Source organism: Dendronalium phyllosphericum CENA369, assembly GCF_016056275.1.
Lineage (GTDB): Bacteria > Cyanobacteriota > Cyanobacteriia > Cyanobacteriales > Nostocaceae > Dendronalium > Dendronalium phyllosphericum.
On record NZ_JAECZA010000040.1, the window covers coordinates 21,911 to 36,469 of the forward strand.

The 14,559-nt window shown below is 40.3% G+C and carries 15 protein-coding genes and 1 pseudogene; 11 read left to right on the forward strand and 5 right to left on the reverse strand.

Going from position 1 to position 14,559, the window contains the following annotated elements; translation table 11 throughout:
* Positions 1–40 precede the first annotated feature (40 nt).
* From I8752_RS11765 to I8752_RS11780, 4 genes are all read left to right on the forward strand, one after another.
* Positions 41–538, forward strand: coding sequence for a response regulator (locus tag I8752_RS11765; protein WP_214432503.1), 498 nt, complete (start codon positions 41–43; stop codon positions 536–538).
* Positions 504–2,402, forward strand: coding sequence for a hybrid sensor histidine kinase/response regulator (locus tag I8752_RS11770; protein WP_214432504.1), 1,899 nt, complete (start codon positions 504–506; stop codon positions 2,400–2,402). Before I8752_RS11765 ends, I8752_RS11770 begins: the two co-directional genes overlap by 35 nt.
* 102 nt (positions 2,403–2,504) lie before the next feature.
* Entirely contained in the window at positions 2,505–2,885 is a 381-nt protein-coding gene (locus I8752_RS11775; protein ID WP_225895612.1) for a nuclear transport factor 2 family protein, read from the forward strand.
* Positions 2,886–3,288: 403 nt separating this feature from the next.
* On the forward strand, positions 3,289–4,527 hold the full coding sequence (locus I8752_RS11780; RefSeq protein WP_214432505.1) for a glycosyltransferase family 4 protein: 1,239 nt from the start codon (positions 3,289–3,291) through the stop codon (positions 4,525–4,527).
* Positions 4,528–4,533: 6 nt separating this feature from the next.
* On the opposite strand, the gene I8752_RS11785 is transcribed toward I8752_RS11780, so the two are convergent.
* The 3 genes from I8752_RS11785 to murG all read right to left on the reverse strand — a co-directional run bounded on the left by I8752_RS11785 (position 4,534) and on the right by murG (position 6,588).
* Complete coding sequence (locus tag I8752_RS11785; protein ID WP_214432506.1) at positions 4,534–4,788, reverse strand: DUF6737 family protein; 255 nt, start codon at positions 4,786–4,788, stop codon at positions 4,534–4,536.
* 121 nt (positions 4,789–4,909) lie between these two features.
* On the reverse strand, positions 4,910–5,377 hold the full coding sequence (locus tag I8752_RS11790; protein ID WP_225895613.1) for a hypothetical protein: 468 nt from the start codon (positions 5,375–5,377) through the stop codon (positions 4,910–4,912).
* 140 nt (positions 5,378–5,517) lie between these two features.
* Entirely contained in the window at positions 5,518–6,588 is a 1,071-nt protein-coding gene (gene murG, locus I8752_RS11795) for an undecaprenyldiphospho-muramoylpentapeptide beta-N-acetylglucosaminyltransferase (protein ID WP_214432507.1), read from the reverse strand.
* A gap of 85 nt (positions 6,589–6,673) precedes the next feature.
* On the opposite strand from murG, the gene I8752_RS11800 reads away from it, so the two are divergent.
* A complete protein-coding gene (locus I8752_RS11800) occupies positions 6,674–7,525 on the forward strand; it encodes a nuclear transport factor 2 family protein (RefSeq protein WP_214432508.1) in 852 nt (283 codons plus the stop codon).
* Between the two features lie 165 nt (positions 7,526–7,690).
* Here the strand turns inward: I8752_RS11800 and I8752_RS11805 are convergent, their stop codons facing one another.
* Positions 7,691–9,232 carry a hypothetical protein gene (locus tag I8752_RS11805; RefSeq protein WP_214432509.1) on the reverse strand — a complete coding sequence of 514 codons (1,542 nt, stop codon included), beginning with the start codon at positions 9,230–9,232 and terminating at the stop codon, positions 7,691–7,693.
* Between the two features lie 239 nt (positions 9,233–9,471).
* Between I8752_RS11805 and I8752_RS11810 the strand changes: the two genes are divergently transcribed.
* The 5 genes from I8752_RS11810 to I8752_RS11830 all read left to right on the forward strand — a co-directional run bounded on the left by I8752_RS11810 (position 9,472) and on the right by I8752_RS11830 (position 13,325).
* The gene (locus tag I8752_RS11810; RefSeq protein WP_214432510.1) at positions 9,472–10,245 is read left to right on the forward strand and encodes an SDR family oxidoreductase; all 774 of its coding nucleotides are present in this window, start codon (positions 9,472–9,474) and stop codon (positions 10,243–10,245) included.
* Between the two features lie 270 nt (positions 10,246–10,515).
* Positions 10,516–10,911: a VOC family protein gene (locus I8752_RS11815; RefSeq protein WP_214432511.1), complete on the forward strand. Its 396-nt coding sequence runs from the start codon at positions 10,516–10,518 to the stop codon at positions 10,909–10,911.
* A 65-nt stretch (positions 10,912–10,976) separates the two neighbouring features.
* Complete coding sequence (locus I8752_RS11820) at positions 10,977–11,690, forward strand: SDR family oxidoreductase (protein ID WP_214432512.1); 714 nt, start codon at positions 10,977–10,979, stop codon at positions 11,688–11,690.
* A 614-nt stretch (positions 11,691–12,304) separates the two neighbouring features.
* Positions 12,305–12,904: a tRNA-(ms[2]io[6]A)-hydroxylase gene (gene miaE, locus I8752_RS11825; protein WP_214432513.1), complete on the forward strand. Its 600-nt coding sequence runs from the start codon at positions 12,305–12,307 to the stop codon at positions 12,902–12,904.
* Between the two features lie 19 nt (positions 12,905–12,923).
* On the forward strand, positions 12,924–13,325 hold the full coding sequence (locus tag I8752_RS11830; protein ID WP_214432514.1) for a VOC family protein: 402 nt from the start codon (positions 12,924–12,926) through the stop codon (positions 13,323–13,325).
* Between the two features lie 135 nt (positions 13,326–13,460).
* On the opposite strand, the pseudogene I8752_RS11835 reads toward I8752_RS11830, so the two are convergent.
* Positions 13,461–13,694 (reverse strand): annotated as a pseudogene (locus I8752_RS11835) (PAP/fibrillin family protein); the annotation flags it as partial.
* Positions 13,695–13,783: 89 nt separating this feature from the next.
* On the opposite strand from I8752_RS11835, the gene I8752_RS11840 reads away from it, so the two are divergent.
* Positions 13,784–14,559 (forward strand): IS5 family transposase (locus I8752_RS11840; RefSeq protein WP_214432515.1); only part of this gene is annotated, 776 nt, incomplete at its 3' end.

The window sequence follows — 14,559 nt, forward strand, 5'->3', positions numbered from 1 at the left end:
TTATTGAAGCTAAAAACCAGTTTAAAGGAGACAATAAGAAGTGAATGGTCGCCAATCAACCGTCACAATCTTAATGGCTGACGATGATGAAGAAGACAGTATGTTAGTGCGTGAGGCATTGGCAAAAAGTCAATTGTCAATCGAACTGTATATTGTCAAAAATGGTGAAGAGTTAATGGATTATCTCTATAACCGCGGTCAATACACAGACAGAAGTAAAGCTCCACGTCCGGGTTTAATTTTATTAGATTTGAATATGCCAAAAAAAGACGGTCTGGAAGTGCTAAGAGATATTAAAATCGACCCGTCCCTGCGACAAATTCCCGTTGTTGTCTTGACAACCTCAAGTGCCGAAGAAGATATTTATCATACCTACGATTTAGGTGCGAATTCCTTTATTACCAAACCAGTGACATTTGATTCTTTAGTTGAAGTAATGCAAGCTGTAGGAAAATATTGGTTTGAAATTGTGGAATTGCCGCTAGAAGTAATGGGAGGCAGAAATGAACGAGAGCCGTATCAGAGTTCTTCTAGTTGATGATGATGAAGATGATTATATTTTAACTAATCATTGGTTCAGTGAATTTCAGGTAGCTAGTTGCCAGTTGGAATGGGTAGATAATTATGCAGCAGCTAAGGCAGCGATCGCTGCTAAAAATCATGATATTTATCTCGTAGACTACCATTTAGGAATCCAAAACGGACTAGAACTTTTGCGCGAAGCGATCGCAGATGGATGTTCTGCCCCGATAATTTTACTCACAGGTCAAGGAGATCGAGAAATTGACCTAGAAGCGATGAAAGCAGGAGCAGCAGATTATTTAGAAAAAAATCAATTAGCTCAAATTGGAGCGCCTTTGCTAGAGCGTTCTATCCGTTACGCCATTGAACGCAAACAAACAGAACAGAAAATTCGCGAACAAGCTGCTTTATTAGATGTTGCTACTGATGCAATTTTTGTCCGCGATTTAGACGACCAAATTCTATATTGGAACAAAGCTGCCGAACGTTTGTATGGTTGCAAACAAGAAGAAGCTATTGGAAAAAAGACGCAAGAACTCTGGCAAGATAAAAATTTGTTGCAATTGCAAGAAGCTCTCCAACACCTGATGAAAAATGGCTCGTGGGAAGGAGAAATACATCAAAAAACAAAATTGAACCAAGAAATCACTGTAGAAAGCCGTTGGACATTAGTACAATTCGGTAACAATCTACAAAGTATTTTGATTGTTAATACCGATATTACCCAAAAAAAACAACTAGAAGCTCAATTTCTCCGCGCTCAACGATTAGAAAGTATTGGGACATTAGCAAGTGGTATTGCCCACGACCTGAATAATGTTCTTGCTCCCATTTTAATGACAGCGCAATTTCTAGAGACACAAATATCTGACGAATCTACTCGACGACTGCTGCCGATATTAATTACTAACGCTAAACGGGGAGCTGATTTAGTCAAGCAAGTACTATCATTTACTCGTGGCATTCAAGGAGAACGCACTCATTTGCAATTAAAGCACTTGATCGGAGAAATTCAGCAAATTATTAAAGAAACGTTCCCCAAATTAATAGAAGTTTCTACCAAAATTTCGCCAAATCTGGGGACTGTATCTGGCGATGTCACTCAACTGCATCAAGTATTAATGAATTTGTGTGTCAATGCCAGAGATGCTATGCTCAATGGCGGAAAATTAAAAATATCAGCGGAAAATCTTTTAATAGATGAAAATTACGCAAAAATGAATCTTGATGCTAGAGTTGGTTGTTATGTGATGATTAGCGTTAGAGATACTGGAGTTGGGATTCGACCGGAAATATTAGAGCGGATATTTGAGCCATTTTTTACTACCAAAGAACTTAGCAACGGTACTGGGCTTGGTCTTTCGACAGTACTTGGTATTGTCAAAAGCCACGGCGGTTTTATTAATGTATATAGCGAAGAAGGTAGAGGAAGCGAATTTAAGATTTATTTGCCAGCACAAGAAGCAACAGAAACTCTAGAAGAAACCGAACCGAAATTACTTCAAGGCAATGGAGAGTTAATTTTAGTTGTAGATGACGAAGCTGCGATTCGAGATATTACTAAAATATCCTTAGAAAACCATAACTATAAAGCAATTACAGCTAGTGATGGGATTGAGGCAATAGCTTTATACGCAGAACATCGCGATGAAATATCTCTAGTGGTGACAGATATGGTAATGCCATCTATGGATGGGATCGTTACTATCCGCACGTTGCAAAAAATTAACCCCAATGTCAAAATTATTGCCGTCAGCGGATTAGCAACAAGTGATAAAGTCAATGCCGCTTATGAAATAGGCATTAAAGCCTTTTTATCCAAACCTTATACAACTAACCAGTTATTGCAAACTATTAGCACAGTTACAACCAATAATTAAATATTAGTAACGATAAATGATGATAGTAATAAAAATCATTTCAGATATAATTTTAAAATTATTAGATAATAAATAAATCTCTAATTACGATCGGTTATCCTCATGACATCTGAAGTCTTAGCAGCTAATACAGCTTTTTACCGAGCTTTTGAAAAAAAAGATATTGAAGCTATGAGTGCTGTATGGTCACAAGGAACTGGCAGTTTTTGTATTCATCCTGGACGCAAAGCATTACGGGGTTGGAAGGATATTCGCATTTCTTGGGAGCAGATATTTAAAAGCACTGCCTATTTAGAGATTAACACCGACATAATTACTACGGAAACGAACGACAATATTGCTTATGTAGTGTTAATAGAAAATGTGTTACAAGTCATTACTGGTAGGCGAGTGGAAGCACAATCAATGGCTACGAATATATTTCAGCTTCTTGGTGGAAAGTGGTATTTAGTTCATCATCATGGCAGTCCCATCATGCGCTAAATGAAGAGTGCTGAGTTGAAAGTGCTGAGGAGCCAGCGCTGTGCGGGGGTTCCCCCCGTTGAAGCGACTGGCGTTGCTGAGTTAAAAGACCGCGCCACTTGCGGGCGGGGCTTTTACCTGAGTGCGAAAGTGCGCTCGTAATCTTCTTGTTATTCAACACTCAACACTCCTCACTCAGCACTCAGCACTCAGCACTCAACACTCAACACTCAGTTTCGTAAAAAGTCACAGAAGAGGTAGCGTTGTAGATGGGTTGAGAAATGTTTCTTTTGTTTGTGTTTCTGTGTATTTGTGGTAAAAATTTTTAACCACAAAGGCGAGTAGTGCGTCTGCAAGTCTGGCGACCCAATAGACTGCCTCTTTGTTGGAGCAACAGCCGTCACAAAGACACCAAGGTAAAATAATGCGAGTTCTCTTCCTGCATACCAACTTTCCGGCTCAGTATCGCCATGTAGCCCAAGCTCTGGCTCAAGACCCCAACAATCAGGTAGTTTTTGGGACTAAAAATCGAGATGTCAATCTCCCTGGCATTTATAAAGCGATTTTTGAACCTAGCCGCAATCCCCATCCTACAACCCATCATTACATTCGCCCTTTGGAAAGTGCGGTTTTGCACGGTCAAGCAGTGTTTAAATTATCCGAGCAACTCAAACATCAAGGCTTTGTACCTGATGTAATTTGCGGTCATTCTGGTTGGGGGCCGACTTTGTATATCAAAGATGCATTTCCCGATCGCCCACTGATTTGTTATTTTGAATGGTTTTATAATTCTCATGGCGCTGATGCAGATTTCGATCCCACAGATCCTCTAAGTATCGATGACTTAGCGCGTATTCGGACAAAAAATGCACCTATATTATTAGATTTGTATACATGCGATCGCGGTCTATCGCCAACTAATTGGCAAAAAGCCCAGTTTCCCCAAGAATTCCATCAAAAGATTTCTGTGCTGCATGATGGAGTCGATACAGAATACTTTAAACCTAAGCCAGGAGCTAAATTAGTCTTGCCGAATCTGGACTTATCTGGTGTCGATGAAATTGTGACTTATGTAGCGCGAGGGATGGAACCTTACCGGGGTTTTCCCCAGTTTATCGAAACTATTGCTTATGTCCAAGAGCGAAGACCAAATTGCCATGTCGTGATTGTTGGCTCAGATAGAGTTTGCTACGGTAAATCTTTACCAGATGGTAGCAGCTATAAAGACTTCATGCTGCAAAAAGTGCCACTCGATTTATCACGAGTTCACTTTACTGACTCTTTGCCTTACGGACAGTATTTGCAAGTGATTCAAGCATCATCGGTACATGTTTATTTAACTAGACCGTTTGTACTTTCTTGGTCGATGATTGAAGCGATGTCTACAGGGTGCTTGGTTCTTGCTTCTGATACAGCACCTGTTACAGAAGTTATCCAAGATGGGAAAAATGGTCTGTTGGTTGATTTCTTCTCGCCACAAAAGATTGCGGAACGAATTGATGAAGTTCTTGATAATCCAACCAGCATGGCAGAAATTCGCGCCAATGCTCGCAAAACTGCGTTAGAGCGCTACGCCTTAGCTGATTTACTACCCCGACACGTTCAACTCATCAAAGATATGGCCAGTAAGACATTCAAACCGACTATCCCTGTTATTAGGTGAAATTTGTCAACGTACATTATCATTCGTCAATTGATTTTGATCCGATTCCAAAATTCCACTGCGAATTATCAGTTGCGGCCAAATTAACAAAAAGAAGCCCATCCAAATTAATACAGGGATGGAAATCAAAATTGTGAGCCAAATCGTTTGAAATAACAACCAGCTACCACTAATTAATATCAAACCTGTAAGCAGTATAGACCAGGGCTGACACCACCAAGGTTTGTAATTCCAAGGATTTAGAGGTTTTTGTTCGGACATTATTTTTATCGGTAAATTTGTAAAATTATGCTTTAATTTATAGCAATTTGCCTAAAGAAGGTGACAGGTAGACATGCGGTGTCTACCAAAGGATTTGTCACCATCAATTATTAAATCGGTATTAGCGTTTTAATTGTTCTTTCCATGCTTCTAGGGTGATATATTTGTTTTCTAAAATATCTAGAACCTGAATTTTTCCACTGGGATTCAAGACGCGAAACCAATAAATTGTTGTATTGTGGTCTGGCTGATCCTCAAATACTCGAACACTGTAGTAAGGTTCATTTGGAGTCGGAGAACCATCAACGATCGCAGCAACTCGTATACTACCTTTAGAAAGTCTTTGAATTTCTCTAGCTTTGCGTTGGACTTCTGGCAGTTTCCAAACTAAGTCAAGGGCTTTCTTTTCATTAATCTCTCTATTAGCTTGAGCCAGATTTGCAATGCTAATTTTATCTAAATTAGCGAATAGTTGTGAGGTATTTAGCTCCATTTCCAAATGGTCTTGAGGAATTTGATGAATATCCGAGTGACTTGTTACTCCTAACAGTAAAGAAGCCATGAGAGGATACCAAAATAATCTTGTCATGAAGCTATTCCTAATTGTCTTTGTTTTTCAGCGAACCTTTTAAAGTCTACTAAAATCATATCCAAGCCAGAGTGAAACTCAAAATCCAGCAATTTATCAATTGGGATTTGATGCTCGAACTTTTTTGGATGGTTCGTCTTTTATCTTTCCACCACCTCACGCACCAAAGAAGCTAATTTATCCGCACTATCGGGAGTTGCGATCGCCTTGGCTTTCTCGCTCATTTTGGCTAATTCTTCTGGCGATCGCAATAAATTCAACACTTGAGTTTGTAAAATCTCAGCCGTTAATTCCGATTGCTTAAAGGTTAACGCCGCACCAGCTTGAGTAAATACGTCTGCATTGTAAGATTGATGGTCTTCAGCCGCAAAAGGGTAAGGAATCAAAATCGCTGGCGTTCCGCACACTGCTAATTCTGTCAAACTCCCAGCACCAGAACGACTAATTGCTAAAGCAGCGCGTCGCAACAGTGCTGCCATATTGTTATAAAAGGGTAACTCTATGTATTGCGGATGCTTGAGAGTATCTGCATCGGGATCGCGATCGCCTGTTAAATGCACTAGATAAGCACCAGCAGCAAACCAAGCCGGCGCTGATTGGCGCACTAACTTGTTGATCGCAACTGCACCCTGACTGCCACCAAAGACGACAATTAGAGGAACCCCATCGGGAATGGCTAAATCCAGCGTTACACTTGCTTCATCTAGAAATTGCGATCGCACCGGAGTCCCCACACAGACATTTTTGGCACGAGGTAAATATTTAGCTGCTGCCTCAAATCCTAACGCCACCGCCGTACACCAAGGGCCAAAAAAGCGTGTCACCTTACCCGGTAAAGCGTTAGATTCGTGAAAAACCACAGGTAAACCGAGAGAACGCGCCGCAATGACTGCTGGCCCGGCGATATAACCCCCCGTGGTGAATACTCCTTGAAAATTCCCTTGTTTGAGGATGCGCCGGACTTGCAAAATCGAACCAATGAGTTTCCCCAAAATTTTTAAAGATGAAAAACCAAACCCTTGCTGAAACCCTTCAACTGCAATAGTATTCATAGGATACTGTTGGGGAACCAGTTGAGTTTCTAGCCGATTGGGCACGCCCAACCATTCGATTTCATAATCTGGCAGTTTTTGTGCCAATGCGATCGCTGGAAACAAGTGTCCGCCAGTCCCACTGGCAGCTATGAGTAATTTTATCGGTGCGTTTGCCATCAAACCCCTACCGTTTAGCGCCTAGCTTCACTAAGATAAAACAATTTCCTTGTCTTCTGTACTTAAATCAGTAAACTCTTACCCAATGACTAACATTATTGCCTTTTTATTCACCCGCCAACGAAATTTTTCCGTTGGCATTGGCATGATTCTGTCCCTCCTGACACTTAATTTCATCAGTGGCTTACAATCTGCTCAAGCTACTACACCACAACAATTAGTTCAAGCAGGGCAAACCGTTCAACCTAGTGCTAACAATGCACCAGCTGAATTAAAAAACTTATTGGCGCAAATTGATGCATCTGCAAGCCAGGGCGATATCAACAAGGTGATGCAATTTTATAGCCCAAGTTTCGTTCATGGGGATGGATTAAACCGTCAGACGCTAGAACAATCTTTAGTTACACTATGGAAAAAATATCCCAAATTGCGATACACTACCCAGGTGCAATCTTGGAAATCTGAGGGTAATGCCATTGTGGCTGATACGGTAACTAATATAACTAGTTTACCCGCAACCAATAGTAATAGTATGGTCTTGAATTCTACGATTGTGTCTCGTCAGCGCATTTCCGGTGCAAAAATTGTCCGCCAAGATATTTTATCCGAACGTACCCTCTTGACATCTGGTAGCAAGCCACCCCAAGTTGATTTTAAATTACCACAGCAAGTAAAAGTCGGACAGCAGTATACTTTTGATGCGATCGTTAACGAACCACTGGGCGATGATTTTATCCTCGGAACGGCACTAGAAGAACCCGTCCAAGCAAACAAATATCTCAACTCCACACCTGTAGATTTGCAAGTACTGACATCTGGCGGACTTTTTAAAACGGGACGCGCCCCATCTACCCCCGGTAGCCAATGGATTTCAGCGGTGATCCTCCGAGGTAATGGTGTCACAATGGTGACTCAGCGTCTGCAAGTTGTGAAATAGTAATCAAATCAATGATGAAGTGTGAAGGATAAAATTTCAACTGGTCGCGGCAAGGATTCCCCCACCACACCTTTATGTTGGTGGGGAGAGGTTAAAGCAGAATTCCACAATATGAGCGTTTGATAACCCAATTCCCAATCCCTAATCCCCAGTCCCTTTTACCGTTCATGCTTCATCTACCCAATAAAGATAATATCGTTCGGTATCTACCCATGACCTCTGAAAATTTTTCAGAGGAATAATTTTTAAATCATCTCTGTTTAAATTTAGCTTTTTATTTAAAATCAGTAAAATTTTCTTTTTGTTTTCTTGATTTTTTAATCTCAAACTAATTTGTTGTAATATTTCAGCTTGTTCTACTTCTGTACGACCTTTTCTAAACAGCGTAAAGCTTCCCATTCCTTTTAGTTCGGGATAATAAAATTTTCGGTTAAGATAACCTGCTAATGCAGCCATATTTGCATCTCGACTGGCAACAATAAATTCATTTTCTAACCGAGATTGTTGAATGTAACGAGCAGTTTCACGACTAGCAGAAAATGGCACGATTAAATCTCTGGAAAAGCTGGAAATTCCTCCTAAAAGCTGTGCGTAAAGAATTAACATAAAAACTAGAGTATGCCATTTTTGTAGATGCTTAATAGTATTTGTATGCACAAATATTTTATTAGCTATAAATGCAGACTCTTGATAATAATTTTCTAGCCATAACGCTGCAATAAAAACTAAATATAAATGTCCAAAATGTCGAGGCGCACCTGCGAATCGTAAATATGTAAATGTAAGTATTATACCAGTTCCTACAATATATAAAAATAAAGGAAATGGTTTTTTGCCCAACTTAATTAAAGTTAAACCAAAAACAAATAGGGCGATTGAAGTACAAACAATTAAATCTAACCATCTTTTTTTAGGGATTATCAAAAAATAGCCACCAAATAATCTACTTATAGTCCTTAATAAATTAGGTAAATCTAATTTAATAAACCATTCATTGTCTAACCCACCGCGAAGATAACTATCTGCTGGAGGAATAATTATATAAATCGCCAATACAAAAGAAAAGACGACAATTCCAAGACTCAAAAGTAAATCATATTTTCGGCTTTGGCTAAAATATTGCTTGCGGTGTTCGCTATCAAAACAAAATTCCACTAGTAAAGTCAATGCCAAAGAAAATGATACAAATAAAGCATAAGCACTACTATTAGCTAATAAACCCAATAAAATTGCTAAGTAAAGGTAAGTTGTTTTTCTAGATGCGAAAACCGCACAAAAAGCAAAAGTAAACAGCAAACTAAATGCATAGTTTCGAGAGATTAAAAGATATTCGTAAAAAGGAAAATAACCAAAGCTAAAAATAAACTTTTGTCGATAATTAAAAGGACTATATAAGCAAAAAATAGCAACAGCTACACTTGTAATAGACAAATGAAAAAGTTGCATAATAACGGGTGTATCAGCAATTTCCCTCAAAAAGGCTAAAGAAAAATACCATAAGACAGGATGTCCTTCATAATGAATATTAGCAATCAAATCTCCCAAAGATTGACTATCTCTGACAATCAGCCAAGGATTTAGTTCATCTCGCCACATTGAATGGTTGAGAATACCTATTAAACCAAGAACCGAAAAAAGAATTATAATCAACCAAGGAGATTGAAAAAATAACCTAGAAATCCGATTATTCGGTTTATTAACTAGCATTGTTAGTTATGAATCTTTAATAAAAATCAACAAGTTGAAAAAGAATTGCTCGATAAAAGAGTCAAAAGTCGGAAGTCAGCAGAAATTATCTGCGACTAGTGGCTGAATAAATGGATTTAAGACCATAGCAAAGTAAAAATATTTTATACTTTATCCTTTGGCGAACTTGCTTGATTGTATCAGTCATTTGTTCCGAATTGTTAGACAATTGACAATTGACAATTGACTAATGACTCCCAATGATTTCTTTGCAAAATAAAATTATTTTAATTACTGGTGCAAGTAGTGGTATTGGTACTGCTTGTGCCAGAATCTTTGCTGAAGCGGGTGCGAAACTAATTTTAGCGGCGCGACGCTGGGAACTTTTGCAGCAGTTAAGAGATGTACTTAAGCAAGAGTTCAAAGCAGAGGTTCATTTGTTACAGTTGGATGTGCGCGATCGCGTTGCTGTTGAATCTGCCATCTCTAACCTCCCTGACGCTTGGTCTGAAATTGACATCCTGATTAACAACGCCGGTCTGAGTCGCGGTTTAGACAAGTTGCACGAAGGCAGCTTTCAAGACTGGGAAGAAATGATTGATACCAACATCAAAGGTTTGCTTTACCTCACCCGTTATGTTGTCCCCGGTATGGTAAAACGCGATCGCGGTCATATAGTTAACTTAGGTTCCATTGCCGGACATCAAACTTACCCCAGTGGTAATGTCTACTGCGCGACAAAAGCCGCAGTTAAAGCCATTTCTGAAGGTTTAAAACAAGACTTGTTGGGTACTGCAATCCGCGTGACTTCTGTCGATCCGGGAATGGTGGAAACAGAATTTAGTAATGTCAGATTTCACGGTGATGATGAACGCGCCAAAAAGGTTTATCAAGGCGTTAAGCCACTTACACCCGAAGACATAGCAGATGTGATATTTTTTTGCACCACGCGATCGCCTCATGTCAATATCAACGAAGTCATACTCATGCCAGTTGACCAGGCTAGCGCCACATTAGTAAATCGGCGTAGCTAAAAAGTAACTAAGCAAACTGGTCGCAGACTTTTTGTCTGCGATTTTTTATTCGAGCTAGTTGCAACTCATAATCATTTTGACTATGATTTATTTAGATGGATTGGATAAATAACCCCAGTGCAGGGAAACCTTATTGTGGGTGGGTAGACACGAAGTGGCTTGCCGCTAGGCATCGCTCCTTTTAGAACGTGACTCCCATAATTAAGGGGATCGTGCTGGGTTTTGGTGGGGGAGTGATGTTAACTAACATCATTCTTAATGGAGTTAAATATGAACTTTACTCGTTTTGAACATATCAATTTGAGTTGTAAAGATATTGATGCAACCAAGAAGTTTTACGAAACTCTATTTCCTGATTGGTATGTGCGCGCTGAAGGCGTATTCAATGGCGATCGCTGGATGCATTTAGGCAATAATCAATTTTATCTTGCCCTGAATGATGATTCCGAGCAAGAGCGGGTGCATCAAGCCTACGAAAGCATCGGTATTAATCATGTTGGCTTTGTAATCAAAGACGGCGAAGCTATGACAAAATTGCTGTCAGCTGAAGGCATTGAATATTACACAATGACAGCACCGGAAACCAAGCACAGAATTTATGTCAACGACCCAGATGGTAACGAAATTGAGTTAGTTGAATATAACCCTGAGTATGCATTGAAGTAATTAATTTTGTTGACAGTTAACAGTCAACTAATAATTCGATTGATGAGTAACAGGAGAAAATTACCATGAGTACAAAAAAAGTTGCGGTCGTCACAGGTGGAAATCGCGGTTTAGGATTTGAAGCCTCTCGGCAATTGGCTAAAAAAGGATATAAAGTAATTCTTACCAGTCGAGATGCAGCGAAAGGTAAAGCTGCGGCTCAACAGTTACAATCTGAAGGATTAGATGTAATTTCTCATCCTCTTGATGTTACTAGTGATGATAGCAATCGTAAATTGGCTGAATTCATTCACCAGCAGTTTGGCAAACTCGATGTCTTGGTAAATAACGCAGGCATATACATTGATAATCAAGCAGGTGGCAATAGTGTTTTTAATGCCAAGATTGACACTTTGCAACAAACAATTGACTCAAATGTATACGGGCCTTTGCGAGTGACTCAAGCGTTAATTCCCTTGATGAAGGAACAGAATTATGGACGAATTGTGAATGTATCTTCTGGTATGGGACAGCTAAATGATATGGAAGAAGGTTCCCCAGCATATCGCATTTCTAAAACAGCTTTGAATGCCCTCACACGAATTTTTGCTAGCGAATTGAAAGGTACAAATATTTTAGTTAATTCTGTATGCCCAGGTTGGGTGAAAACTGACATGGGCGGTTCAGAAGCACCACGAACTCCAGAACAAGGAGTCGATACAATTGTGTGGTTAGCAACTACTCCTGATGGCGGCGCTACCGGAGGATTTTTCCGCGATCGCCAACCAATTGATTGGTAACAAAATATTTCAAAAATGTTCGCTTTTTGGAAATATATGTTCTCCCGAACAATCTTTAGCTGGTAAGGCATTCATACAAGTTTTCTCTGTCTTACCAGACTCTTTTTCCTCGCTTAATATTATTTATCGATCCCAGAAATATGCTATCTTCCGAAAGTAACAAAATAGCCTGAGAATCTCTAAGAAAAATGTGTGGCTTGATACAATAATTTCCGGATAGCTGTTATATGCTTTCAGCACCCTTTACTTTTACCCTTGTAGCGGAAATTTCCGCTAAAGAATCACCAGAGCGATAGGGAATTACTCCTAAGCAAGTACGATTGATTTGCATCAGCCGTAAAGCTTATGTCAGAGTATTAAATAGTTTCCTACGTACTGGTGATTTATTTTTTATTTTTCAAAATTATATTAATCTGAATTTGCGATCTTTTGTTTTTGGAGCTATAGAGTTGTGCTGAGAGAAAACAGCATATTGTGTGATTAATAGCAGCTTGTGACGATTGTAACTTCTTCAGTACTCAGTTTGATGGCATATACCCGATCGCCCCGTCCGCTATTAAAATCAATTTGCTGGGATAATCAGCAGAATTAAATTTCTGGAGTTTTGTCACCCCGTGCTTACTTCCTTGTCACCGACAATCAATGCTCTGAAGCAACCTACGAGTGATGCTTGGATAGAACAAGCGATCGCTAATTTAGATATCATTTTGCTTGACCACTCCCACTGCGAACGTAAAGCAGCAGGCGTAGCGTTAAATTTTATGTTTCGCTATCCTTCTAATACTAAAATGGTACGGGAATTAACTGCGATCGCCCGCGAAGAACTAGAACATTTTGAACTAGTTAATCAATGGCTAGAACGCCGAAATATTCCCCTTGCTCCCCTATCGCCGCCTCCCTACGGTGCTGGGTTGAAAGCCCAAGTGCGCCCTCACGAACCAGAACGCTTTTTAGATTCTTTGCTAGTTACTGGTTTGATAGAAGCGCGCAGTCACGAACGCCTAGGGTTATTAGCTACACACTGTCCTGAGCCAGAATTAGCTAAGTTTTATCGAGGCTTGATGGCATCCGAGGCGCGGCACTATGGTACATACTGGGTTTTAGCTGATACTTATTTTGACAGAGAAATTGTCATGCAACGGCTTGATGAATTGGCTACAGTCGAAAGTGAGTTGTTAGTAAACTTGCATTCAGAGCCTAGAATTCATAGTTAGTATAATAATTGCAATAGATATGATGCTTCAGTTAACACACATCAGGCTGCTAGTCTCCAACTTCAAAGATTGTTTTTTGTTTTACCGTGATGTGCTGGGATTTACTATTGATTGGGGTGACGAAAATAGTTGGTACGCCGAATTACACACCGGAGATAATGTCAAGCTGGCTTTGTTTAGAAAAGAATTAATGGCTGAAGCAGTCCCCAGCGCCTATCAACCTTCTGCGATTGAATGTCACAACAAAGTAGCCTTAGTTTTTGCTGTAGATAACGTAGATGAGTTCTATCAGCACCTCAAAGAACATAACGCCATAATTGTGACTCAACCTCAAGACCGCCCAGCATGGGGGCTGCGAACCGCTCATTTTCGCGATCCCGATGGCAATTTGATTGAAATATTTAACAATCTGGCTGGGTAGCTAAGAGCCTGTCAAGAAACAGCTTTTACAATTTGCTATCTAGAAAGCTTACTGAGAAAGCATTTCTAACTCAAAAAAAGCCAAGGTTGTTAATTGACAAACTCTAAGGTTAGAGTCTCGCAACCAGCAAGTACCTCATGCTACTGGAGGAGCTGCGCTATCGGGTAAATCATCAGATTTTCTCAGAATGAATAAACTGCCATCTCCTCCACGGCCAATTCTCAAAGTTTCATCCAAGTAAGTAATATCAAGGGTGGCAATTCTGCCAGTAGGATTGTTAGCTGAAACAACCTTAAATGGGTTAAGTTGAGGAGTATCAATACCAACAATCTTCTCAATTGCTAGGTAGCGTTTGTCAAAATAGACATTAGAGGGTGTTTGAAAAGTCTGTCAGGTTGTAAAAAAGCTCTCTCGGTATACGCGCTCGTATAGATAATAGACAGCACCAAGAGAGCAAGATGACTAAAGCATACCCCAGCAATCTGACCCATGCACAATATGAATTGCTGAGTGACATGATTCCAGAAGCAAAACCCGGAGGTCGCAAGCGTGAAGTTGAGATGTGGGAAGTGCTTAACGCAATTTTCTATGTCCTAGTAGAAGGAGTTAGATGGCGCTCGCTACCAGGTGACTTTCCTGCTTGGCAAACGGTGTACACATATTTTCGCAACTGGCGTAAAGACGGGACATGGTTGCACATTCACGATAGTCTGCCAGAGTGGACAAGAATCGAAATTGAGCGTCATCGCAGTCCATCAGAAGCAATCATTGATAGTCAAAGTGTCAAAAGTGCGGCGACGGTGAGCCAACAAGTGGGCTTTGATGCAGGCAAGAAAATTAAAGACCGCAAGCGATTTATGACAGTCGATACCTTGGGGTTAGTCTTGCGGGTGTTGGTCACGGCGGCCAATGTAGGTGAACGTGAAGGAGGCAAAAAAGTTCTCAAACGGGTCAAACAATCTCGCACTCAGGGATGTCGTTTGACAATCATCTGGGTGGATGGTGGCTTTAACGGTGAGCCATTCATGCAGTGGGTGATGGACTTTTGCCGTTGGATTGTCCAAGTGGTGCTACGACCAGAACAAACCAAGGGATTCGTGTTGCTCAAAAAACGTTGGGTAGTGGAACGCACTTTCGGTTGGCTTATGGGGTGTCGGCGATTGGTTAGAGATTATCAGTTATTGCCCGAAACATCACAGACGTTTATCTACGTTGCCATGATCCGGATCATGGT

What these genes read in the sequence shown, in the direction of transcription:
- I8752_RS11770 (WP_214432504.1), top strand. Translation starts at nt 504, where the DNA reads ATGAACGAGAGCCGTATCAGAGTTCTTCTAGTTGATGATGATGAAGAT.
- I8752_RS11775 (WP_225895612.1), top strand. Translation starts at nt 2,505, where the DNA reads ATGACATCTGAAGTCTTAGCAGCTAATACAGCTTTTTACCGAGCTTTT.
- I8752_RS11780 (WP_214432505.1), top strand. Translation starts at nt 3,289, where the DNA reads ATGCGAGTTCTCTTCCTGCATACCAACTTTCCGGCTCAGTATCGCCAT.
- I8752_RS11785 (WP_214432506.1), bottom strand. Translation starts at nt 4,788, where the DNA reads ATGTCCGAACAAAAACCTCTAAATCCTTGGAATTACAAACCTTGGTGG.
- I8752_RS11790 (WP_225895613.1), bottom strand. Translation starts at nt 5,377, where the DNA reads ATGACAAGATTATTTTGGTATCCTCTCATGGCTTCTTTACTGTTAGGA.
- murG (WP_214432507.1), bottom strand. Translation starts at nt 6,588, where the DNA reads ATGGCAAACGCACCGATAAAATTACTCATAGCTGCCAGTGGGACTGGC.
- I8752_RS11800 (WP_214432508.1), top strand. Translation starts at nt 6,674, where the DNA reads ATGACTAACATTATTGCCTTTTTATTCACCCGCCAACGAAATTTTTCC.
- I8752_RS11805 (WP_214432509.1), bottom strand. Translation starts at nt 9,232, where the DNA reads ATGCTAGTTAATAAACCGAATAATCGGATTTCTAGGTTATTTTTTCAA.
- I8752_RS11810 (WP_214432510.1), top strand. Translation starts at nt 9,472, where the DNA reads ATGATTTCTTTGCAAAATAAAATTATTTTAATTACTGGTGCAAGTAGT.
- I8752_RS11815 (WP_214432511.1), top strand. Translation starts at nt 10,516, where the DNA reads ATGAACTTTACTCGTTTTGAACATATCAATTTGAGTTGTAAAGATATT.
- I8752_RS11820 (WP_214432512.1), top strand. Translation starts at nt 10,977, where the DNA reads ATGAGTACAAAAAAAGTTGCGGTCGTCACAGGTGGAAATCGCGGTTTA.
- I8752_RS11830 (WP_214432514.1), top strand. Translation starts at nt 12,924, where the DNA reads ATGATGCTTCAGTTAACACACATCAGGCTGCTAGTCTCCAACTTCAAA.